The sequence below is a fragment of the Pseudomarimonas salicorniae genome (assembly GCF_023156535.1).
Classification (GTDB): domain Bacteria; phylum Pseudomonadota; class Gammaproteobacteria; order Xanthomonadales; family Xanthomonadaceae; genus Pseudomarimonas; species Pseudomarimonas salicorniae.
In genome coordinates, this window is sequence record NZ_JALNMH010000008.1 from 47,746 (window position 1) to 70,361 (window position 22,616).

Consider the following 22,616-nt stretch of genomic DNA (forward strand, 5'->3'; position numbering starts at 1 on the left):
GGCAACCGCTCAGCCCAGCGAAGCGAGCCTTGCCTGCAGCGCCACGGGGCTGTCGAATCGCGGAAGGCAGCGGGTGCCCTCGCACCAGTAGACACGCCCGCCGCGCAGCCAGCGCTTGTCCTCAAGGGCTTCGGGGAGCAGGGATGCCTCGGACGCCACGCGCAGCACGTGCAGGCCACAGCCCTCGGCGACACCCAGCACCTCGTTCCAGCGCTCATGCTCGCTGATCTCGCCAAGCCGGGCGATCAGCAGCGGCGTCGGCCGACACAACTCGCGCAGGGCGATCAGCATCGCCGGCGCGCCCTCGGCCTGCTGGCGCAGCAACGGCCATCCGGCCCGCAGCGCCCGCTCGGCGCTGCGCAGGTAGCGCGGCTCTGCAAGCAGCGCGCCCAGCCTGAGCAGGCCCTGCGCCGCGAGCCCGTTGCCCGACGGCGTGGCTTCGCAGAGGAAGGGCTTCTCCCGCCGCGGCAAGGCCTCGGCATCATGGGCGGTGAACCAGAATCCGCCGAAATCGGGGTCCTCGAAGCGCTCCATCATTTGTTGGGCAATCTTCTCGGCCCAGTCCACCCACTCGCAATCGAAACGGCATTCCAGCAGGTCGAGCAGGCCGACCAGCAGGGCCGCGTGGTCGTCGAGGAAGCCGGGCTGGCCGGGGCCCGCGCCGGGCGCGGCGCTGAGCAGGCCTTCGTCACGCCAGAGCAGGCGCTGCAGGTCGGAAGCGAGGCGGACGGCCGCGTCGGCCCAGTCGGCCCGTGCCAGCCGCCGTGCGGCCCGGGACAGCCCGGACAGCAGCAGCCCGTTGCCAAGCGCAAGACAAGCGTCATCCCGCTCGGGCGGCGCACGCCGGGCCCGGGCCAGCTTCAGCCCCTGCAGCAAGGCCTTGCGCCGTTCACGCAGGGCGCCAACCGGCTGTCCCGTCTCTGCGGCGATTTCGTCGAGTGGCACTGCCACACGTAGATGCCAGTCCGCCGGCCCCGCTCCCGGCGGGCCGTCCATGCCGAGATGGCGCGACAACCAGTCGTGCTCGCCGGGCGGGAGCGCCGCGCGGAAGGCATCCTGTTGCCAGAGGTAGTACCCGCCCTCGCGACCCCCGCTGTCGGCGTCCAGTGCCGAGGCATAGCCGCCCTCAGCGCGCGGCATCTCGGCCAGCAGCCAACTGGCGATGCCGGTCGCCGCGCGGCGTGCCTCGTCGTCGCCTTCGGCCGCCCGCGCCGCGTACAGCGGCAGCAACTGGGCGTTGTCGACCAGCATCTTCTCGAAATGCGGCAGCTGCCAGGCCTCGTCGACGCAGTAGCGGAAAAAGCCGCCGCCTACCTGATCCTGCAGGCCGCCCGCGGCCATCGCCGACAGGCTGAGCCGGGCGTGCGCCCGGGCCGCCGGATCCGCCGAGTCGATACACAGGGCCAGCTCACCGCAGCGCGGGAACTTCGGCGCGCCGCGGGCCCCGCCGTGCTCGGGGTCGGCGGCCCGCAACCAGCGCTGACCGGCCTCGGCCAGCGGCCCCTCGCCCAGCGCGCCGCGCTCCGGCTCGGCGAGGCCGTGATGCTGCAGGAAGGGTCCCAGTGTCCGCGCCTGCTCGGCGCGCTCGTCGGGCCGCTCGCGGTACCAGCGGGCCAGCCCCGCCAGCACCTCGCGGAAGGCCGGCAGGCCGTGGCTGCGCTCGGGCGGGAAGTAGGTGCCGATAAAGAACGGCAGCAGGTCGACCGGGTCGAGGAAGGCGGTCAGTGGCCAGCCGCCGCCGCGCCGCTGCAAGGCCTGGTGCGCCAGCTGGTAGGTGCGGTCAATGTCCGGCCGCTGGTCGCGGTCGACCTTGATCGCCACGTAGTGGGCGTCGATCAGGGCGCCGATGGCCGGATCGGCAAAGGATTCGCGGGCCATGACGTGGCACCAGTGGCAGGCCGCATAGCCCACCGAGAGCAGGATCGGGCGGTCCTGCTCCCGGGCAAGCGCGAGCGCCTCCTCGCACCATGGCCACCAATCGAGCGGCTGCCCGGCGTGCTGGCGCAGGTAAAGACTGGTGGCTGCGACAAGTCGGTTGGGCATGGGCGCCTCCCGGGCCCAGTGTAGGGGCATTCGCCCCCCGCTACACTGCGCCCTGCACCACGGAAGGAACCGGACCATGCACGCCAACGAATACCCCATGCTGATGCTGCGTCGCGGCGAGGATCGTCGGCTGCGCGCCGGCCACCTCTGGGTGTTCAGCAACGAGGTCGACGTCGCGCGTACCCCGCTCGACCGCTTCGGCCCAGGCGAGCCCGTGCTGATCGCCGACCACGGCGGTCGCGTGCTCGGCAGCGGCTATGTCAATCCGCACTCGCTGATCTGCGCGCGGCTGGTGGATCGCCACGCCGCTGCGCTCGACCGCTCGCTGATCACCCATCGGCTCAATGTCGCGCTGTCACTGCGCCAGCGCAGCCACCCCACACCCCACTACCGCCTGGTGTTCGGCGAGAGCGACGGCCTGCCTGGTCTGACCGTGGACCGTTTTGGAGAGGTGTTGGTCTGCCAGGCGACCACGGCCGGCATGGATGCGCTGCGCGCAGAGGTCGACGCCGCCTTGCTGAAGGTGCTATCGCCCACCTCGATCGTGTGGAAGAACGACAGCAGCGCACGCAAGCTCGAGGGCCTCGACTCAGAAGTGCTGGCCAGCCACGGCCCGCTGCCGGGGACGCTTGAGGTGATCGAAGCCGATGCACGCTTCGAGGTGGCCACCGAGGGCGGCCAGAAGACCGGCTGGTTCTATGACCAGCGCGACAACCGCGACCGGCTGATGCCCTGGCTTGCCGGCCAGCGCGTGCTCGATCTGTTCAGCTACGTTGGCGGCTGGGGCGTGCGCGCTGCGCTCGCCGGCGCCAGTGACGTCACCTGCGTGGATGCTTCGGCCGATGCCTGCGCCCTGGTCGAGCGCAACGCGGTCATCAATGGCGTCACCGATCGCGTCCGCGCCGCCCGCGTCGACGCCTTCGACTTCCTGCGCAACGCGCGCGCAGAACGCCAGCACTGGGACGTGGTGGTGGTCGACCCTCCCGCCTTCGTCAAGCGCAAGAAGGACTTCAAGGAAGGCGCCCTCGCCTACCGGCGGATCAATGAAGCGGCGATGCAGGTGCTGTCCCGCGACGGTCTGCTGGTCACCGCTTCCTGCAGCTATCACATGCCGCGCTCGGCCCTGCTCGAAGCGGTCCAGGCCGGCGCCCGCCATCTTGATCGCCAGGTCCAGGTCCTCGCTCCCCTCCAGCAGGGCGTCGATCACCCGATCCATGCGGCGATCCAGGAAACCGACTACCTCAAGGGCTTCCTCTGCCGGGTGCTGCCGTCCTGAGGCCGCAAGGTCGGGGGTCGGGGGTCGGCCCCGCGCCCGGAACAGCAACTCAGGGCGCAAAGAAGACCTTCCACAACACCCGAATGTAGTAGCCAGCTTGCTGGCGATCGTCCCTTCCGGGGCGCCTATCGCCAGCGAGCTGGCTCCTACGTGCAACGGCGTTGCCAGGCCCGGTCTGCGCCGCCAAGTAGGCCTTGCCGCAGTCAAATTGTGGGAGTGCCCTCGGGCGCGACCGCGGAGACCCGTTCTGGCCGCAGTCTGTGGTGAATCTGGAGCGCCGCCGTCGCGCCCATGTGCGCTCCTACGGTCGGGCTTCGTTGGGCGTCAGCGAGCCCTATAGGGTGTGCCTTGGCGCACCGATACGGGCGTTCGGACGGTACGCCCGGTGCGGCCAGCCGCACCCTATGAATGTCTGCTTTGCGCCCGGACCGCCCTCGCCTTGCGCGGCGGCGGAAACCCAACGCGGCCTTAACGGATCGATCCATCCGATGGCTTCCGGCACATCCGCCTGCGACGATCGGGCACCGAAGATCGTCGCCGCTGCGGGCGGGATGGTCCGCCCGAACCCATGGAGAACCGTCGATGCGATCCCTGCTCTGCCTGAGTCTGCTTGCCCTGATCCCGATGTCGGCCGAAGCGGTCGACTGGCATGTCGGCGCCGCTGCCACCGATGACTATGACCAGCGCACCCCCGACTTCGGCGCCCGCGTCGACACCAAGAACGGCCGCAGTCTGTTCGGCGGCGTCCGGTTCGACAGCGGTTTCGGCATCGAGGCCAGCTGGCTCGACCTTGGGCAGGCGCGCAGCACCGCGGTGGCCGATGCCGGCTACCGGGTCGACGGCAAACTCTGGTCGCTGGGCGTTACCTATGCGCCTGACACCGGCCCCCTGCAGCCCTACGCAAAGCTCGGCTGGTTCGATCGCGACGAGGACGGCACCTTCATCGGCATCGCAGGTCCGGTGCCGGTGAGCTATGACGACGATGGCCTCGCCGCCGAGGTGGGCGGCCGCTGGTTCGTGACCCGGTCCTTTGCCCTGCGCCTTGGCTACAGCTGGTTCGACTTCGACCCCGACTCCGACGGCAGCGTCCTGTTCGGCGCCGAGTGGCACTTCCGCTGAGCGCAGGATGTCCCCTGGACATCCGGGGACCGGTCGGCGACGGGGCGCCGGCCGCGTTCCCGCGCCGGGTGAGGCGACCCCGACCCCGTTCCCGGTGAGGTACCGCGCGCGGACGGCGGAACCTCGGCTGCCGTCCGGGACCCGAAAGCCGAAACCGGACCCGGGTTCCCGCTGCGCCCTATTCCTCGAGGAACAGCTTCTCGATGAACGGGGTCAACTCGCTGCGGATCATCAGCAGGCAGCCGTTCGGTGACACGAAAGGCTCGTGGTGGGCGCCGGGTCGGGCGAGCAGGAAATCGCCCGGGGTGTACTCGCGGTCGTTCCAGACAATGGAGCCCTCCATGATCAGGCACTCCTCCTCGCCCAGGTGATCGTGCGAGGGAATCACTGCACCGGGCTCCAGCCGCCACAGGCTGGTCTGGGAATTGGCCACCGGGTCCATTCGTAGCGGACGGATCCGCACCCCCGGGAACAGCGGCTTGAAGGCATCTTCCTCCAGCTTGAAGATCGCCACCGGCGGCTGGCCGGCGGCATCGAGCACCCGGGCACGCAGCTTGGCCAGGCGGCGCGCAGACGGCGCCGGCCCGCTGATCGCGGCGAGCAGGGCGTCCTGCAGCGCCGGCTCGATCTCCGGGTAGTCAGCGTCGGTGGGCAGGCCTGGGCGCGCGTCGCTCATCGCCTAGTCCTGGCCCGGAGGGGGCCGCAACACGCCTTGCTCAAGTCTCGAATCCGCCATAACCACGTTCCTGCAGGTACCCGCGCATCGCCAGAAGGCCACGACGCACGTGCGACTTCACGGTTCCAAGCGGCATGCCCAGGCGCTCCGAGATCTCGGGGTGGCTCAGCCCCTCGAGGAAAGCCAGGGACACGCAGCGCTGCTGCTCGCGTCCCAGCACCTCGAAGGCCTTGCGCACCGCGGACTCGCTCTGCAACGCCTCCAGCAGCGCCGGCCCTGCGTCCTGGTGCTGGGAATACGTGAAATCCACGTCTTCCGGATGCAGGGCGCAGTCCTCGTCCGGCCGAGCCCGACGCCGCCTCAGACGGTCGATGGCCCGGCTGTGCGAGAGCCTGACGATCCACGCTTCGACGCTGCCGCGCTGGGCGTCGTAGCGGCCTGCATCTTTCCATACCTGCTGGAACACGTCTGCGACGGCCTCCTCAGCATCGGCCTCCGAGCGCAGGATGCGCATGGCAATGGCAAAGGCGCGTGGTGAGTAACGGTCGAACAGCGCCGCCAGGCCTTGCTGCTGGCCGGCACAGACCTCCTCCACCCAGCGCTGTGGCGCAAGGTCGGCATCATCGGGAGGGAGTCGGCCAGCCGCAGACATCCGGGCATTCTGAGTCCGCCAGGTGACGCCCGCAAGCGCGCTTGAACGTCAGGCGTTGGGCCGGCGTGCAAGCGTGCACGGGTGGGAGTAGCCTATTGGCCGCCCGCCGCATCCGGCGGCAGCGTTGGAACGTATTGCTGTGAACCGGCGGAGATCCGGTCTCACCGCCCGGTGGCCGCCCGCAGGATTGCCCGCCCGCCACCGATCCAGTCCGCGCCTTGGGGGTTCCATGTATCGCACCGCACTTCTTGCTTCACTGGGTCTCGCACTCAGCGCATCGCTTTGTTCAGCTGCCGACCACCGGGATGGCACGCTGGCCGCATCCGATCCGTCAGCCGACCTCAACGACGTCTACCTGTTCATCAATCCGAACGACGCCAGCGAACTGGTGGCGATCGTCACCTTCCATCCCGATGCGCCCCGCGACGCCCGTTTCTCCGATGCGGTGGAATACCGCATGCACTTCGACAACGGCGCGACCGGCGGCCGCAATACCATCACCTGCACCTTTCCTCGCGGAGTCGATGTGAATTGCTCGGGCCTCGGCGGCGCGCTGTCGGTGCAGGGGGGCATCGACCGTACGCTCAGCAACGGCGACCTGCGCGTATTCACCGGGCTGCGTGACGATCCGTTCTTCTTCGACGGGCCGGCCTTCAATCGCACCCGCGCCGATCTGGCACCGCGCTTCACCAATCCGGGCGTGAACAGCTTCCGGAACTTCAACACCCTGATCATTGCGATGGGAATCAAGCACGCCCGGCTGACCAATGGCGGAGCCAATCCGATTCTCAAGGTCTACGGCTCGAGCAATCGCATCGGCGACACCGGCATCTCGGCAGGCCACTCGGGCATGTGGTTCGATGCCTCCAACCCCGGTCACGGCCTGGTGCTGCAGGCGCTGGGAACGGGCGTCTCCGCGCCGGATGCGCCACGGCAGATGGTGGCCTACTGGGCGGTCTACGACAACGCGGGCAACCAGCTGAATGTCTATGGCGTCGGCAATATCGATGGCGACTCGGTAAGTATCCCGGTGTCCAGCGACATCAACGGCCGCTTCCCGCCAGGCAGCAGCGCGAGCATCCAGAACGTGCCCTTCGGCACGCTGGACTTCGACTTCACCGGCTGCAACAGCGGCACAATGCGCGCCAACCCGACCCGCACCGGCTTCGCCCCGGTCGAGATCCCGCTCACCCGCCTGACGCCCGTCGAGGACCTGCCCTGCACCTTCTTCCGCGAAGGCCAGATCGACCGCAACGGCCGACCCGCGGTGAACACCGCGCTGATCAACGTGATCGGCCCTGACAACGGCCTGAAGAACACCTACAACCAGGCCGAGGACATCGACAGCTGGCCCGGCCTGTTCCAGGCCGAGATGCAGGCCAACCTCAGCGCCCTCGACACGCTCGACGGCGTCAGCGGCAACGCCCTGCTGCCGGCAGCGACGCTGGCCAGCGTGCTGGTGGACGACCGCCTGCAGATCGACACCCGGCAGGCGCAGTGCAACCAGTATCTGGCGGTGGAGTTGTCGATTGCCGGCCAGTGCGGCGGACGCACCCTTGAGCGTGACGTCATCGACGACTCGCTGGGCGCCATCGTTGGCCCGGGGGTCAGCGACAACGTTGGCCTGGACGACACCTTCCTGCCGAACTTCCCGTTCATCGGACCGCCGCGGTGAGGCCAGTGGTCGTGGCGCTGGCGGCGACCCTGCTCGCCGCCTGCGCCAGCTCCCGCGAGACCACGCCGGTCAGCGCCGAACGGCCTCCCCCGCTCACAGCCCTCACCGCGGGGCTGTGGCCAGCCGGTCAGGCCCAGCTGCGCACCACGTCCGGGGCCATCTACCTGCACAACCTCGATGCGCGCATCAAGACATTGCAGACACGGCTGCGCGGGGAGGCCGCGCCGGGCGACCACGAGAAGCTCACTGCCGCCCTCTGGCATCGCTATCGGGTCCTTGGCCGGGTAGAGGACGCCGAGCGAGCACTGGCATGGGTGACAGACAGCGCAGCGTCCTCGGCCACCGGCCATTACCTGCGCGCCGTGGTACTGGCAGGATTCCATCGCTTCACGGAGGCGGAAGCGGCTCTCGCGGAGGCCGAGAAGGTCGGCGTCGACACCGACCTCATCGCCCGCCAGCGTGCTGATCTGCTGGTCGCGTTGGGGCGCTACGAGGCACTCGCGGAGGATCTGCGCCGGTCGGCCGAGCCGATCGCCAACTTCGACCAGCTCGCCCACCGTGCCGACCTGCGCGTGATGCTGGGCGACCTCGGCGGGGCCGAGCGTCAGTACTGGGCGGCCCAGGGTCTTTACCGGGACATCAATCCGGTGCCGATCGCCTGGCTGCATACCCAGATGGGCATCGCCCTGCTGCGCTTTGGCGAGGTCGAGCGTGCCGCCACCTTCTTCGCTGCCGCCGTCGAACGCCTGCCCGGCTACTACCTTGCCGAAGAACACCTGGCCGAGTGCGAGTTCCTGCTCGGCCGGCTCGACCAGGCCCGGGAACGTTACTTGCGCGTGATCGAGAGCACCGGCCTGCCTGAATTCATGGCCGCGCTGGCCGAGGTCGAAGCGGCCCGCGGCAACGCCGAGGCCGCGGCCAACTGGAAGCGCCGCGCGCGGGAAGGTTTCAACGCCCTGCTGGACCGGCATGGACAGGCCTTTGCCCAGCACGCCGCCGAGTTTTTCCTCGGCGAAGGCGACATCGCCACCGCGCGGCGCCTGGCGGAGGAGAATCTGGCCCTCAGGCAGGACGCCGGCAGCTGGCTGCTGGCTGCCGAGGTTGCGCTGGCTGAAGGCCGCCAGCCCCGCGCCTGCCATGCCCTCGCCCGCGTCCGCGCCGCCGGCCTCGCGCCGCCGGAGCTGCGCGACCTCGAGTCGCGCGGTGCCGCCTGCCCGGCCCCGTCCGATCAGGCGGCCAAGGGCTCGGGATAGGCTGGTTTGGGCGCAAAGAAGACGTTCATAGGGTGCGGCTTGCCGCACCGGGCGTACCGTCCGAACGCCCGTATCGGTGCGCCAAGGCACACCCTATGGGGCTTCGCCGACGACGCCCAACGGAGCCCAACTGTGGGAGCGCCCTTGGGCGCGACCGCGGCGCCACGGATTCACCTCAGACCGCGGCCAGAGCGCGCCTCCGCGGTCGCGCCCAAGGGCACTCCCACAGTTTGACTACGGCAGGGCCTGCTTTGCGGCGCCAACCGGATCTGGCAACGCCGTTGCGTGTGTAGGAGCCAGCTTGCTGGCGATCGTCCGGTCCGGGGTGCCTATCGCCAGCAAGCTGGCTCCTACATTCGGACTATGCGGTACGTCTGCTTCGCGCCCCGACCTGCCATTCTCCCCGCAAACCGACGCCGGGCGGCGTGCCGCGCTCAGTTCGGTGCTTCGATGCTGACCTCGCTCTCGAAGTCGTAGTGGATGGTGACGCTCTGCGATCCGGTCGAGACCACGCGAACCGGCAGACCACTGTCGCGGCAGATGGCGGCGACGGCCTGGGTCGAGTCCTTCACTCCCATGAACTCGCCGCTGGCACGGTAGCGGTACAGGTCCGACTCGCAGCCGTTGATGGTCTCGCTGCCCTGCTGGACGACGTCGCTGACCGAAGCCATGCCGCGCTTCATCGCCTCGCGGCTGTAGCTGGCGATCTGCTGGCTCATGTTGATCGGCATCTTCATCCACTGGCCGCCGGCATTCATCCAGGTGCCCTGCGGGAGGATGACCATCTCGGTATCCGGCGTGCGCAGGTGGTAGCGATCGGGGAAGATGACCTGCATCTCGGTACCGTAGGGCCGGCCATTCACCTGGGTGTCGATGCGCGCGCTGTAGCGCCCCTTGTCCATGGCCTTCTCGAAAGCGTCGACCAGTTCGTCGCGGTCACTGGCCGCAACCAGGGCGCTGGCGCCCAGCAGGGCGATGCCCAGTCCCAGTCGTCGTGCGTGCTTGTGCATGGCTGCCTCGCAGGTGTGGGTGACCCGATCATATACGCACACCGTCCAGGGGCTGGATCCAGCCCGGCTTCGCCTCGGCGCAGCGCCCCATGCGGGTGCGTAGGGTCACCTTCATAGAGCAATTGGTCTAAAATGCGCGCCGCCCGGGCCCGGCCCGGACGTCCAATACGCTTTCTCCCCCACCAGGACGCGTCCGCAGCGCCACGCCGCCTCCGGCCCTTCTGCCCCGACGCCCCACGGAGCCGCACATGCTTTTCGAAACCATCGGCCACACCGGCCACGAGCAGGTTGTTTTCTGCCACAACCGCGATGCCGGCCTCAAGGCCATCATCGCCATCCACAACACCGTGCTCGGGCCCGCTCTGGGCGGCACGCGCATGTGGTCCTATGCGACCGAGCAGGAAGCCCTGAACGATGTGCTCCGTCTGTCGCGCGGCATGACCTTCAAGGCGGCGGTGTCCGGGCTCAACCTCGGCGGCGGCAAGGCGGTGATCATCGGCGACCCGAACACCGACAAGAGCGAGGCCCTGTTCCGCGCCTTCGGCCGCTTCGTCAATTCGCTCAACGGCCGCTACATCACCGCCGAGGACGTCGGCATCGACGTCAATGACATGGAGTACGTGCTCAAGGAGACCGAGTACGTGACCGGCGTGCACCAGGTCCATGGTGGCTCGGGCGACCCCTCGCCGTTCACCGCCTACGGCACCGTGCAGGGCCTGCTGGCGACGCTGAATGTCGCCTACGGCAACGAGGACGTGGGCAAGTACAGCTACGCCGTGCAGGGCGTCGGCCACGTCGGCATGGAGTACGTCAAGCTGCTGCGCGAGCGCGGCGCCAAGGTGTTCGTCACCGACATCAACAAGGACGCGGTGCAGCGCTGCGTTGATGAACTCGGCTGCGAGGCGGTGGCGCTGGACGAGATCTACGACTGCGACGTCGATGTCTACAGCCCCTGCGCCCTGGGTGGCACGGTCAACGAGAAGACCCTGCCGCGGCTCAAGGCCAAGGTGATCTGCGGCGCCGCCAACAACCAGCTGGCGACGGACGAGATCGGCGTCGAGGTGGAGAAGCGCGGCATCATTTACGCCCCGGACTACGCGGTGAACGCCGGCGGCCTGATGAACGTCTCGATCGAGTTCGACGGCTACAACCGCGAGCGCGCCATGCGCATGATGCGCGGCATCTACTACAACCTCGGGCAGATCTTCCAGATCGCCAAGCGCGATGGCATCCCGACCTTCAAGGCCGCCGACCGCATGGCCGAAGAGCGCATCGCCGCGATCGGCAAGATCAAGCTGCCGCACATGGGCAACTCGGGCCCGCGTTTCCTCGGCCGCAGCCGCGGACAGTGAGAAGCCCGTGATTCGTGCTTCGGGATTCGTGATTCGTGAACTGCCCGGCGCTCCATGCGCCGGGCCTTCACGACATCGTGCCCCTGCTTTTGCGAATCACCCATCACCCATCACGAATCACGGACTGTCATGAAGGCATTTCCCCTCGGTGAAGACATCGATGCCCTGCGCGAGGCGGTTCGCCGTTTTGCCGAGGCGGAGATCGCGCCGCGCGCAGCGCAGATCGACCACGACAACCTGTTTCCGCAGGACCTGTGGCCCAAGCTTGGCGAGATGGGGCTGCTCGGCATCACCCTGCCCGGCGAGTACGGCGGTTCGGAGATGGGCTACCTCGCCCATCTCGTGGCCATGGAGGAGATCTCCCGGGCCTCCGGCTCGGTGGGGCTGAGCTATGGCGCGCACAGCAACCTGTGCGTGCAGAACCTGTTCTACAACGCCAGCGAAGCGCAGCGGCAGAAGTACCTGCCCAGGCTGTGCTCGGGCGAGTGGAAGGGCGCGCTTGCGATGAGCGAGCCCGGCGCGGGTTCGGACGTGGTCGGCTCGATGAGCTGCCGCGCCGAGCTCAAGGACGGGGTCTGGGTGGCCAACGGCAACAAGATGTGGATCACCAACGGCCCCGAGGCCGACGTGCTGATCGTCTACATGCGCACCGCGCCCAAGGAAGCCGGCAGCCGCTGCATGACCGCCTTCATCGTCGAGCGCGGCATGAAGGGATTCTCCACCGCGCAGAAGCTCGACAAGCTCGGCATGCGTGGTTCAAACACCTGCGAGCTGGTGTTCGAGGACTGCGAGATCCCCGCCGAGAACGTGCTCGGCGAGGTCGACCAGGGGGTCAAGGTGCTGATGTCCGGCCTCAACACCGAGCGTCTGGTACTCACCGGCGGCCCGATCGGCCTGATGCAGGCCGCCCTCGACATCGCCCTGCCCTACGCCCGCGAGCGCAAGCAGTTCGGTGAGGCAATCGGCACCTTCGGGATCATGCAGGCGAAGATCGCCGACATGTACACCGCCCTGCAGTCCTCGCGTGCCTATGCCTACATGGTGGCCATGGACTACGACCGGGGCGACCGCTCGCGGATCGATCCGGCCAGCTGTCTGCTGCAGGCCAGTGAAGCGGCGGTGCAGGTCGCGCTGGAAGCCATCCAGACCCTGGGCGGCAACGGCTACATCAACGAGTACCCGACCGGGCGCATCCTGCGGGACGCGAAGCTCTATGCCATCGGCGCCGGCACCAACGAGATCCGCCGCATGCTGATCGGCCGCGAGCTGTTCGCCGGCAAGTCCTGAGCACCGACGGGCCGGCGTTGCCCCGGCCCGACCCGATCCGAAACTTCCCGATCCGGGAATTCCGGCTTGACCTTCGCGGTGTCTTCACGCAGTTTGCAGGTTCGTCTCGCACCACCAGGGACCCATGGACGATCTGGTCATGCTGGAGGACGGGCTGGACCTGCCCGCCACCGCCCCTTCGCCACCACCGTGGAAGATCCTCGTCGTCGATGACGAACCGGAGATCCATGCGGTGACGCGTCTCGTGCTCGGCGACTTCCAGTTCGAGTCCCGCCGCCTGCAGTTCCTGTCCGCCTACTCCGGCGCCGAAGGCAAGGCCCTTCTGAAGGAGCATCCGGACGTCGCCCTGATGTTGCTCGACGTGGTGATGGAGACCGAACATTCGGGGCTCGACGTCGCGCGCTGGACCCGCGACGAACTGAACAATCATTTCGTCCGGATCGTTCTGCGCACCGGCCAGCCGGGGCAGGCGCCCGAGCACAAGGTCACCAACGAGTACGACATCAACGACTACAAGGAGAAGACCGAGCTCACCACGCAGAAGCTCAACGCTACCGTGCGCGTCGCCCTGCGCGGCTACCGCGACATCATGGCCGTCGAGCGGGCGCGCCAAGGCCTTGAGCGGGTGATCGGTGCCTCGACCCAGATCTTCTCCCACCAGCGCTCCTCGGAGTTTGCCTCGGCGGTGCTCTCGCAACTGGTCGCCCTGGCCGGCATGGAGCGCGGCGCCCTTTACGTGCGCGTGCCTCCGCCCGGCAACCGACGCCCCACCGACACTGAACGATTCGAGATCACCGCGGCCACCGGCGAGTTCGAACGCTACCTTTCGCTTCGGCGCGACGAGGAGGCCCTGCCCGAGACCCTGCGCAACTCGCTGCACGCGGCCTTCGAGAGCAAACAGCACCAGTTCCGCGAGGATCACTACGTCCTGCACTTCACCGACAGCCAGCACGGCGAGAGCCTGCTCTACGTAGGGGATGCATGGAACCTGTCCGAGATGGACTTCAAGCTGGTCGAGCTGTTCTGCACCAATGTCTCGATCGCCTTCGAGAACCTGCATCTCAACCAGGAGCTGTTCGAGTCGCAGCTTGAGATGATCTGTCTGCTGGCCGGCGCCGCCGAGACACGCTCGAAGGAGACCGCGGCCCACGTGCAGCGCGTCGGACTCGCCGCGGAAATACTGGCCCTGGCGCTCGGCGAGTCCGCGCATGACGCCGAGATGCTGCGCCACGCGGCGCCCCTGCATGACATCGGCAAGATCGGCATCCCCGACGCCGTCCTCAACAAGCCCGGACCGCATGACGCGGACGAACAGCGGGTCATGCGCGGCCACGCCGAACTCGGCGCGGCCATGCTGCGCAGTTCAAGGCGTCCGGTACTGCAGCTGGCCGCCGAGATCGCCGCCAGCCACCACGAGAACTGGGACGGCACGGGGTATCCGAACCAGCTGGCCGGCGAGGCCATCCCGCTCAGCGGCCGCATCGTGGCCGTGGCCGATGTCTGGGACGCCCTCGGCAGCCGACGCTGCTACAAATCACCCTGGGAGACAGCCGAGATCCGCCGCTACTTCGAGGCGCATCGCGGCAGCAAGTTCGACCCGGCCGTGGTCGACGCCCTCTTCGACAACTGGGAGCGCCTGCAGGCGCTGCGTCAGGACTACCCCGACGCGCCCTGAACGGGCGCCGTCAGCGGCAATTCGATGATGAAGCGCACACCCTCGCCAGGCACCGACTCACAGTCGATCCTGCCGCCCAGTGCCTGGCTGACCAGGTTGTAGACGATGTGCAGGCCGAGCCCACTGCCGCCGCTGCCGCGGCGCGTGGTGAAGAACGGCTCGAAGACGCGGCTGCGCACTGCTTCATCCATGCCGACGCCGTCATCGCTGAACTCGATGCGCAGCCCGTCCCGGGTGCGCGCCCCGGAGATGCGGATCGTTCCTCCGCCGTCTCGGTCGGCGAAGGCGTGCAGAAGCGCGTTCTGGATCAGGTTCGACATCACCTGGTAGACCGCACCGGGCAAGGTCTCGATCTCGATGCCCGACGGGATATCGCAGACCACGGAATGTTTCGAACGACGCAGCCGCGGATGCCAGGCGATCAGGATCTCATCGATGTAGTCGGCCACGTCGATACGCCGCCGGTCCTCGCTGCTCTGGTCCACCGCCACCTGCTTGAAGCTCTTGATCAGGCGGTCCGCACGGTAGAGGTTGCGCAGGATGAGATCGGCGCTCTCTCCGGCCACGTCGGCGAAGGCCTGCAGCTCGCCGCGGGTCAGCCGCCCTTCGCGGAAGCGGTGCACGAAGTCCCGGGTGCAGGACTCGAGATGCGAGGCCGCGGTCACCCCGATACCGATCGGGGTATTGATCTCGTGGGCGACACCGGCCACCAGCCCGCCCAGTGCCGCCATCTTTTCCTGCTCGACCAGCTGGCGCTGGGCGCGTCGCAGGTCGGCCAGGGCGTCGGCCAGCTCGCGGTTGGCAGCGGTCAGCGCCGAGGTGCGCTCCTCGACGCGGCGTTCGAGCTCGCGGTTGGCCTCCTCCAGCGCCGCCGCCGACTCCTTCAGCTCGGTGATGTCGCTGGTGGTGCCGGTCAGGCGCAGGGCACGCCCGGCCTTATCGCGCTCGGCCACGCGACCGCGGCTGCGCAGCCAGACATAGCCTCCGCCGACCCGTTCGACGCGTACCGAGACGTCGAGAACGTCATTGTCGCCTTCCACCACCCGGGCCAGGGCTCCGCGGAAGCTTGCCACGTCGTCCGGGTGCAGGAAGCGGCTCAGGGCGCGGGCGTCCTCGACGACTTCGTCGGATGATGCGCGCACGTGGAGCAGCGGGTTCTCGCGATGCAGTCGATTGGTCTGCAGCTCGAATTCCCACATCTCGTCGCCCGTGCCCCACAGGGCCAGCTTAAGCCGCGCCTCGCTCTCCGCCACCCGGCGCCGCGCCTCGCGCTGTTCGCGCTGCCGCTGGGTGGCAAGCCAGAGCAGCAGGCCGCCAAGCAGAATGGTCGCCGGCACCGCCAGGTAGGCGATACGCTCGGACGGCTTCTCCACCTTGGGCACCACGACACGCACGCCAAGCAGTTCCCCCGCCTCGCCCTGGGGCCGCCGGGCACGGGCCAGGAACAGGTACTCACCGGCCGGCAGATTGTTGTAGCTGGCGAAGCGGCGCCGCGCGTCGGTGTTCCGCCATGGCTCGAAGGGCTCGAGCCGGTATTCGAAGTGAATCTGCTCCGGCGAGGAGAAGGTCAGCGCGGTCAGCTCCAGGCTGAAGTCATCCACGCCCGGCTCCAGCAGCAGGCGGTCGCCGCTGCCAGGGTCGCGAATCCACTGCCCGACGCGCCCGCCCTCCAGGAGCGAGGCCGCCCCTCCCAGCTCGTGCACCGCGCTGATCGCGATGCCGGTCGGCGCAGGCGCCGGCTGCACGTCGCGGGGGTCGAACACACTCAGCCCGCGAGGCCCGCCGAACAGCAGCCGCCCGTCGTCAAGCCGCGCGACGCTGCCGATGAAGTAGCCGCCGCTCAGCGCGCCGTCGGACACCCCGAAATTCTCGATCGTGCCGGGCCCGGGATCGATGCGCGAGAGGCCCACCGTGGTGCTGACCCAGATCCTCCCCAGATGATCTTCGCGCATACCGCCGATCGCCTCGGCGGCCAATCCGCGGGAGCGGTCGAAGCGCTCGAACGCTGTCGCCCGCCCACTCGCGTCCCGCGTCACCCGGTGGACGCCGCCGCCCTGGGTGCCCATCCACAGAGCGCCGGTGGCGTCTTCGTATAAAGAGGTGACGAAGGGGTGCCCCAGGGCGCCCGCCGCATCGGGCTGGGCCGGATAGCGCTCGAAGCCGGACCGGTCGGGCAACAGCCGGGCGGCCCCGCGATGGCGGGTGCCGACCCAGACGCTGCCGTCCGCCACCGGCACCACAGCGGTCACGTCGCGGCCCGGCAATGATCGCTCGTCTCCGGGCACCTCGATGCGGTTCTCGAAGCGCTGGCAGCCCGCGCAGAGCCAGGACAGGCCGCCATCGGTACTGCCGACCCAGAGCGTGCCCTCGGCATCGACCGCCAGATCATAGGTCTCGCCTTCGGGAACGTTGAATGCTCCGCCCGGAGGCAATACCTCCACCTCGCCGCGCCCGCGCCAGCGAGCCAGTCCGCGACGCCCGAAGGTGATCCACAGGGTGCCATCGTCGGTTTCGGCCAGCGCCCGGACCGAACCGGCGGTGCCCTCGGCACCGTCCGCGCCCGGCAGCACCAGACGGTCGGCCACGCCGGCGGTGAAATCCAGACGCACCACCTGATTCAGCTCGCTGAGCGACACCCAGGCACTGCCAGGCGGTCCCGGCAGCACGTCGATGGCGGCGCGCGCAGGGAGGGAGCGCGGGTTGTCAGCGACCGGCCTTGCGGCTGCAAAGGCCTCGGTACGCGGATCGTGCAGGTTCACCCCGTTGAACCAGGTGCCTGCCCAGAGCAGACCGTCGCGATCCTCGAACAATGCCTCGACGCGCGGCGAGGACAGGGCATCACCACTGCTGCTGGTATCCCCGAGCCAGGACTGCAGCAACTCCCCTTCCGGCTGCCAACGGCTCAGACCCGACTGGCTGCCTATCCACAGTCGCCCGCTGCGGTCGAACAGCAGCGAGCGGATCGCGGCGTCCGGCAAGCCGTCAGCCGGATGCAGCACCCGGACGGCCCTGCCCTCCGGATCGACCCGCCAGACTCCGTCGCTGTCGGTACCCACCCAGACGCTCCCGTCAAACGCCTCGACCGCGTCATGCGCGTCCAATGCGAGCCCGTCCACCAGCGGCTGCGGCGTGGCCAGCGGATCGGCGATACGGAACACGCCCTGCGCAGAAGCGACCAGCACCGACCCATCACCCGTCTCCCGCAGCGAGCGAATCTGCCCGAGCGCCAGGCGCCCGGGGTCGATCACAGTCTGCAGCGGCGCGTCGGGCTCCTGAAGGTATTGCAGGTGTCCGCCCCCCGATGCGACCCACAACCCGCCCCAGCGGTGGGCCAGCAGGGCCTGCACCGGATTGGAGGCCAGCTCGCCACGTGAGGGGTCGCCCGGCGGCCAGTGCTGGGTGCGGCTGGAATAGGGATCGAAAAGCGCCAGCCCGCCGTTCTGCGTGCCCACCCAGATGGTGTCGCCCGGGCCCATGGCCAAGGCGCTGATGTGGTTGTCCGGCAATCCGCCGCGCTCTTTCTGGTGCCGCAGGTAGACGCGGAATTCGTACCCGTCGAAGCGGTTCAGGCCTTCCTGCGTGCCCAGCCAGATGAAGCCCTGGCGGTCCTGGGTGATCGCCCGAACGGTGGCCTGGGAGAGCCCTCGATCCACCCCGAAGTGGCGAAAGCGCACGGTCTCCATTCCCGCGGCATCTGCCGCCCGAGCCGGACCGATCGACCCCGGCACCGCGAGCAGCGCGAGCGCGGCGCACACCGTCGCCAAGCCCAGTCCCTGCCCCGCGCCCAGGCGCCGGCCCGCTGCCCGGTCATCCCCGCTTCTGCGCTCGATTGGCGGCGCTGCGACCAGAACCCTGCCCCCCGTAGCCCTCCAGCTCTTTCTACTCCATCTGCGGTGGCGGAGCGAGCGCATTCAAGCGCCATCGCGTTCCGCCCTTGAAGCGCTGCCCCGCTGTCCCCATACTCACCCATGTCACCGACTTCCCCGGGGGTGTCCTGGCTTCGACGGGGGCTGCAAAGTCGACTGGCGCATGCCGAGGGGGTAGCTTTCCTCGTTAATCCAGCTGCAAAAACTCAGACGCCAACGACGACGTCTACGCTCTCGCCGCTTAAGGCGTAAGCCCCGAACCGACTTGTGCCTGTGCTCGTCGGTGTAGGGTCATTATCACGGGATAGTAGCCGGTGGCGACCCGCCAGCCGGTAGCGAATCAAAGCGGGTATGTCTGGCGGTGTGCTTCGCACGTTGTGTTGCCGCCCAGACGAGAACAAACATCGTGCTAAGCATGTAGTGCCGGAGATGGCGCGTCCTCGGACGGGGGTTCAACTCCCCCCACCTCCACCATCCAGGAAAGGCCCGGAGCGATCCGGGCCTTTTTCTTTGGCCACCGCGTCGCGCCGTGAGGTGGATGCCGGAGCCCGTCGCGGGTCCGCCCCGCCCCTGCTTCGATCCGCACAACAAGACCCGGACGGGGCGTCCTGCCAGCAACAGGAACGGCTGCCCTGCGGCGACATGCCGGGAAGTCCCTGCTCTGGCCAGGCTTGAGCGTTCGAAACCGGCCCGGACCGCGCGTCACCGAGCGTTGCCGCTTCCGGCCGTGAATGAAACCCGCGGCGATCCAGGTCCCACAGACCCCAGCCCAGTCGCTGCCATGCACCAGGGCCCGCTTCGACCCAGGCGAGCAAGCGATGCGTATCGGATCGATCCCGCAGGCGCGTTTGCTAACACCTTGCACCCCATGTACCATGCCTGCACAGGGTACATATGGATCATGCATGACATGGAAATCTCTGTTGACCTCAACCATCCCGACCCACTGTTCGCCCAACTGATCACTCAGATCAAGCAGGCGGTGCAGCGCGGCGATCTGCGCGCCGGCGACCCACTGCCATCCATCCGCCAGTTGGCCACCGACCTGGAAATGAACAGCAAGACGGTGGCGAAGGCCTATCGGCTGCTGGAGCGTGATTCGATCATCCAGACCCGCGGCTACCGCGGCACCTTCGTTCACCCTGACGCCAAAGCCAACAGCTCAGTCGATCTCAAGGCCTGGGCACTGCAAGTGCTGGGCGAGGCAATTGCCCGGTGCCGCGAAGCCGGCGTCACCGATTCGGAAATCCGCATCGCCATCGCTCAGATCCTCAACGAGCGCACCAACTGAAGGCGCCCGCGGGTAGGCGCCGGATCCCGGCCACCATCCCGACGCCTCGGCAAGGAGATACATCATGCTAAGAGAAATGATCTTGTTCAGCCTGGTTTTTGCCTGCCAGATCCTGGTGGTGTCCTACTACCTGCCCAAGCTCATGCTGAGCCGCGTACGCCGGGTAATGGAAAACTACCCGCCGGCCAGCTACCCCAAGCTGTATCCACAGTCGATCGAACGCTATGGGATCGGTCTGAGCGTGTTTGCCTGGGCCCACCGCGTCGTGCTCATGCTCGGTCTGCTGACTCTGGCTGCGGTGTTGTTCTGGGTCGATCACGCCAGCTTCGCCAGCGATGGCCATATTTCAGAGGCCTGGCCCGCTGCATTCGGAATGATTCAATTCCTGCCCTGGATGCTGCTCGAGATCACCGGCTACCGCCAGTTCAAGCTGATGCGGGAAGCCAACGCCTCCAGCCCGCGCAGAGCCGAACTGCGCCCGCGCCGGCTGCTCGACGCCATTTCGCCCTGGCTGCTGCTCGCAACCGCGCTCATGGGGCTCGGCGCCATCGCCTTCGACTTCTATGTCCACGACCTCGACTTCAGCCTCGACCGCGACAGCACCCAGCGCGCCATCATGCTGGTGCTGACCAATGGCTTCATGCTGGCGCTGAGCGCCTGGCTGTTCTACGGCAGAAAGCTTGACCCGCATCAGTCCGCCGCCGATCGCTGGCGCCAGTCCAAGGTCCAGTTGAAATCGATGGCCTTCGTCAGCATGGCCATGAGCGTCTTCTTCTTCACCCGGGCCGCTGGCGACGTGACCGATATCGCCTACCTGGATGCACCCCTGATGAGCCTGTACTTCCTCGCCATTGCGCTGCTTTCTCTGGGCTACTCGCTGAATCGACTCAAGCCCGAAAACCTCGACCTCGAGGTGTACCGGAGCGACGCCGTCGGCAGCCAGGGCGACGCGCTCCCGCGCTGAGCGACCCCAGCGCCTGACTCGGCGCTGGCCAGCCTGATCCGATGACGGCGGCCGCTGCCGCCGTCCATCCCACTCAATGTCCCTGTCATCAACCCGACAGCCACGGGAGGAGCCCGCATGTCCGCACGAAACTCCACATCTCACTTTCTGCTGGGCGCGATCCTCGCGCTCTGCTCGCTCGGCGCATGGGCCGGCACAGCGCGGGGCAATCCGGCGCCGATGAAGACGCCGGCTGGACAATCGTTTGCACCCGCCTCCCCCGCCGAGGTTGGCCTGGACCCGATGGCAATCGAACAGCTTGTCGATCAGGCACAGGACCTGGTCGATCAACAGGACATCGTCGGCGGCGAACTGCTGGTGATCAAGAATCGCCGAACCGTGCTGCAACAGAGCTTTGGCTTCAAGGACCGCGAGGACGGCGCGACGATGCCGATCAACGCGCTCTACTGCGTTCGCTCCATGACCAAGCCGCTGACCGGAAGCGCAATACAGCTTCTGATCGATGAGGGAAAACTCTCGCTCAACACGCGGGTGCACACGGTTATCGCTGCCTTTGGAAGTGGGCAGAAGGCCGACATCACCATCGAGCACCTGCTCAATCACAGCAGCGGGCTGCCGATGAACATCCTGAAGCCACCGCTGTCGCGATATACCAATCTGCGGGCGGTGGCCAATGAGGCCGCGCAGGTGAAGCTGCTGTTCGAGCCCGGCAGTCGATTTCACTACAGCGACGCGGGAAGCGACACTCTGGCCGCGGTCATTGAGGCGGTGAGCGGAATGCCGGCCGAACGCTTTATCCAGCAGCGCTTGCTCGATCCGCTGGCCATGCACGACAGCATTACGCTGCTCGCCGATCGCCCCGACCTGATGGCCAGCATTCCCAGCGCGTACTCTGGCGGCAGCGGCAGCTGGAGCAAACACTGGAAGCCGGTGCAGCCGCTGTTCCCGCTGTTCCTCGGCTCGCAGGGCCTGTACTCCACGCCTTTGGACTACGCACGCTTCCTGGCGATGTGGATGGATCAAGGCCAAGTCGGCGGGCAGAGAATTCTGTCGCAGGCGGCGATCGAACGCGGGCTGACCCCGGGCTTCCCGCTGCCTTCCAACCGTCGCCGCGAAGAGGGTTCGCTCAAGTCCTACGCGCAGCAGTGGGTGGTACAGGTCCGCCAGGAAGACGCTGCGTCCGGCACGAGAGCCGGCTCACAACGAGTGCAGATGTTCGGCCACGACGGCTCCGACGGCACCTTTGCCTGGGCCTACCCTGAGCAGGACCTGATGGTGTTGTTCTTCACCCAGTCGCGCGGAACGCTAGCCGGGCTGACGATGGAAACTGCGGTCAAACGACTGCTGGTCGACGCAGAACCACCGCCCGCCGGGCGGCTTGTCGCAACGCCCGCCGACGCACTTTCCGAACTCGCCGGTCTCTACTGGGATCAGGACGTTGAACACGCCTACTACGTGATCGCCCCGCGCGGCGAGCGCCTATCGCTGGACCGCCCCGGCGGCATGCACTTGCTGTTCCGACGTGGCGAGCAAGCCGGCCGGTTCGTCGCTGAAGCCAATCCGAAGGTCTGGATTGAGTTCATTCGCGACGCCGCGGGCCGGATAAGCGCCATGCGCACCTTCTTCGGAGAACGCGTCGAGCTTGATCCGCGCCACCAGCGCCCCGTGGGCCTGCCGTTGCTGAGCGAAGTGATTTCCCGCGTGCAGCGCGCGCATCGAATGGACCTGCTGGCGCAACGGGGTGTCGTGGAGCTCAGCGGATCTCTGGACTATCTGGACCGATCGATGCGCGGCAAGTTCAACACCCGGTTTGATGGCGAACGCAGCCGCACCGATGTGCGCATCGGTCGGGCGAGGCAGAGCATTGCGGTCAGCGGATCGAGCGGCTGGATGCGCTCCAGCGAGACCGGAGAGCAGCCGCTGGATGCCCGCATGGCCGAACAGGAGCGACTGGGCCAGCCCAACGTGCTGTGGGGTGACTGGACCCAGCACTACGCCCATGTCGAAGTGCTCAAACGCCTGACCCTGCGGGGACAGCCGCACCTGCTGGTGCTGGCCATCTCCCGACTGGGAAGCAGCAGCACCTTCTTCGTGGAAGAGACGAGTGGTCGGGTGATTCGCAAGGACGAGCTGGCCCTGGTTCCCGGCGTCGGCATGGTCGGCGTGCAGTCACTGTTCGAGGACTTCCAGGACGTCGGTGGCATGCAGATCGCGTTTCGCACCACGCTCAATTTCGTCCATCGCCAGATTGGCCGGGTTCGGCGGGTGATTCGTCACGCCGCGGTCGGACAACAGGTGGCCGACACCGCGTTCCTGCCCACCGGAGCCGATGGCCCCTAGGGCAGCAGCCTGGCCTCGGTCAAGCGCGCGGGGCGATCATGGCCGCCCCCGCGCGAACCGGCCGAGGGCGGATCGACGCAGCCCCGTCAGGTTGTGGCGGGGCTGTCTGAACGCCCGATGCGACGATCGGGTGCAGA

Annotated in this window: 15 protein-coding genes and 1 other RNA gene; 11 read left to right on the top strand and 5 right to left on the bottom strand. The window is 67.8% G+C overall.

Features of this window, described 5'->3' with window-relative positions:
- Window positions 1-9 precede the first annotated feature (9 nt).
- A complete protein-coding gene (locus M0G41_RS10365) occupies window positions 10-2,043 on the bottom strand; it encodes a thioredoxin domain-containing protein (RefSeq protein ID WP_248209029.1) in 2,034 nt (677 codons plus the stop codon).
- 76 nt (window positions 2,044-2,119) lie between these two features.
- On the opposite strand from M0G41_RS10365, the gene M0G41_RS10370 reads away from it, so the two are divergent.
- Both M0G41_RS10370 and M0G41_RS10375 read left to right on the top strand, forming a co-directional pair.
- Window positions 2,120-3,319, top strand: coding sequence for a class I SAM-dependent rRNA methyltransferase (locus M0G41_RS10370; protein ID WP_248209030.1), 1,200 nt, complete (start codon window positions 2,120-2,122; stop codon window positions 3,317-3,319).
- A 582-nt stretch (window positions 3,320-3,901) separates the two neighbouring features.
- Entirely contained in the window at window positions 3,902-4,438 is a 537-nt protein-coding gene (locus tag M0G41_RS10375; protein ID WP_248209032.1) for an outer membrane beta-barrel protein, read from the top strand.
- Between the two features lie 178 nt (window positions 4,439-4,616).
- On the opposite strand, the gene M0G41_RS10380 is transcribed toward M0G41_RS10375, so the two are convergent.
- Both M0G41_RS10380 and M0G41_RS10385 read right to left on the bottom strand, forming a co-directional pair.
- Window positions 4,617-5,114 carry a cupin domain-containing protein gene (locus M0G41_RS10380; RefSeq protein WP_248209033.1) on the bottom strand — a complete coding sequence of 166 codons (498 nt, stop codon included), beginning with the start codon at window positions 5,112-5,114 and terminating at the stop codon, window positions 4,617-4,619.
- A 40-nt stretch (window positions 5,115-5,154) separates the two neighbouring features.
- Window positions 5,155-5,766, bottom strand: coding sequence for a sigma-70 family RNA polymerase sigma factor (locus M0G41_RS10385; RefSeq protein WP_248209035.1), 612 nt, complete (start codon window positions 5,764-5,766; stop codon window positions 5,155-5,157).
- 229 nt (window positions 5,767-5,995) lie between these two features.
- Here M0G41_RS10385 and M0G41_RS10390 point away from each other — a divergent pair, with 229 nt between their 5' ends.
- Entirely contained in the window at window positions 5,996-7,441 is a 1,446-nt protein-coding gene (locus M0G41_RS10390) for a DUF4331 family protein (protein WP_248209036.1), read from the top strand.
- On the top strand, window positions 7,438-8,694 hold the full coding sequence (locus M0G41_RS10395) for a hypothetical protein (RefSeq protein WP_248209039.1): 1,257 nt from the start codon (window positions 7,438-7,440) through the stop codon (window positions 8,692-8,694). Before M0G41_RS10390 ends, M0G41_RS10395 begins: the two co-directional genes overlap by 4 nt.
- A gap of 434 nt (window positions 8,695-9,128) precedes the next feature.
- Here the strand turns inward: M0G41_RS10395 and M0G41_RS10400 are convergent, their stop codons facing one another.
- Window positions 9,129-9,704: a hypothetical protein gene (locus M0G41_RS10400; RefSeq protein ID WP_248209041.1), complete on the bottom strand. Its 576-nt coding sequence runs from the start codon at window positions 9,702-9,704 to the stop codon at window positions 9,129-9,131.
- A gap of 248 nt (window positions 9,705-9,952) precedes the next feature.
- Here M0G41_RS10400 and M0G41_RS10405 point away from each other — a divergent pair, with 248 nt between their 5' ends.
- The 3 genes from M0G41_RS10405 to M0G41_RS10415 all read left to right on the top strand — a co-directional run bounded on the left by M0G41_RS10405 (window position 9,953) and on the right by M0G41_RS10415 (window position 14,018).
- The gene (locus M0G41_RS10405) at window positions 9,953-11,056 is read left to right on the top strand and encodes a Glu/Leu/Phe/Val dehydrogenase dimerization domain-containing protein (RefSeq protein WP_248209043.1); all 1,104 of its coding nucleotides are present in this window, start codon (window positions 9,953-9,955) and stop codon (window positions 11,054-11,056) included.
- Window positions 11,057-11,185: 129 nt separating this feature from the next.
- Complete coding sequence (locus tag M0G41_RS10410; RefSeq protein ID WP_248209045.1) at window positions 11,186-12,343, top strand: isovaleryl-CoA dehydrogenase; 1,158 nt, start codon at window positions 11,186-11,188, stop codon at window positions 12,341-12,343.
- A 124-nt stretch (window positions 12,344-12,467) separates the two neighbouring features.
- Window positions 12,468-14,018 carry a response regulator gene (locus tag M0G41_RS10415; protein WP_248209047.1) on the top strand — a complete coding sequence of 517 codons (1,551 nt, stop codon included), beginning with the start codon at window positions 12,468-12,470 and terminating at the stop codon, window positions 14,016-14,018.
- Here the strand turns inward: M0G41_RS10415 and M0G41_RS10420 are convergent.
- Window positions 14,000-17,773 (bottom strand): two-component regulator propeller domain-containing protein, encoded by a 3,774-nt coding sequence (locus tag M0G41_RS10420; protein ID WP_248209276.1) that lies wholly within the window; start codon window positions 17,771-17,773, stop codon window positions 14,000-14,002. The two genes, M0G41_RS10415 and M0G41_RS10420, sit on opposite strands and share 19 nt — an antisense overlap.
- A 230-nt stretch (window positions 17,774-18,003) precedes the next feature.
- On the opposite strand from M0G41_RS10420, the gene ssrA reads away from it, so the two are divergent.
- The 4 genes from ssrA to M0G41_RS10440 all read left to right on the top strand — a co-directional run bounded on the left by ssrA (window position 18,004) and on the right by M0G41_RS10440 (window position 22,479).
- Window positions 18,004-18,358: a transfer-messenger RNA gene (gene ssrA / locus M0G41_RS10425) on the top strand.
- A gap of 436 nt (window positions 18,359-18,794) precedes the next feature.
- Complete coding sequence (locus M0G41_RS10430; protein ID WP_248209053.1) at window positions 18,795-19,175, top strand: GntR family transcriptional regulator; 381 nt, start codon at window positions 18,795-18,797, stop codon at window positions 19,173-19,175.
- Between the two features lie 64 nt (window positions 19,176-19,239).
- Window positions 19,240-20,139 (top strand): hypothetical protein, encoded by a 900-nt coding sequence (locus M0G41_RS10435; RefSeq protein ID WP_248209055.1) that lies wholly within the window; start codon window positions 19,240-19,242, stop codon window positions 20,137-20,139.
- 117 nt (window positions 20,140-20,256) lie between these two features.
- Entirely contained in the window at window positions 20,257-22,479 is a 2,223-nt protein-coding gene (locus tag M0G41_RS10440; protein ID WP_248209057.1) for a serine hydrolase domain-containing protein, read from the top strand.
- Window positions 22,480-22,616 lie beyond the last annotated feature (137 nt).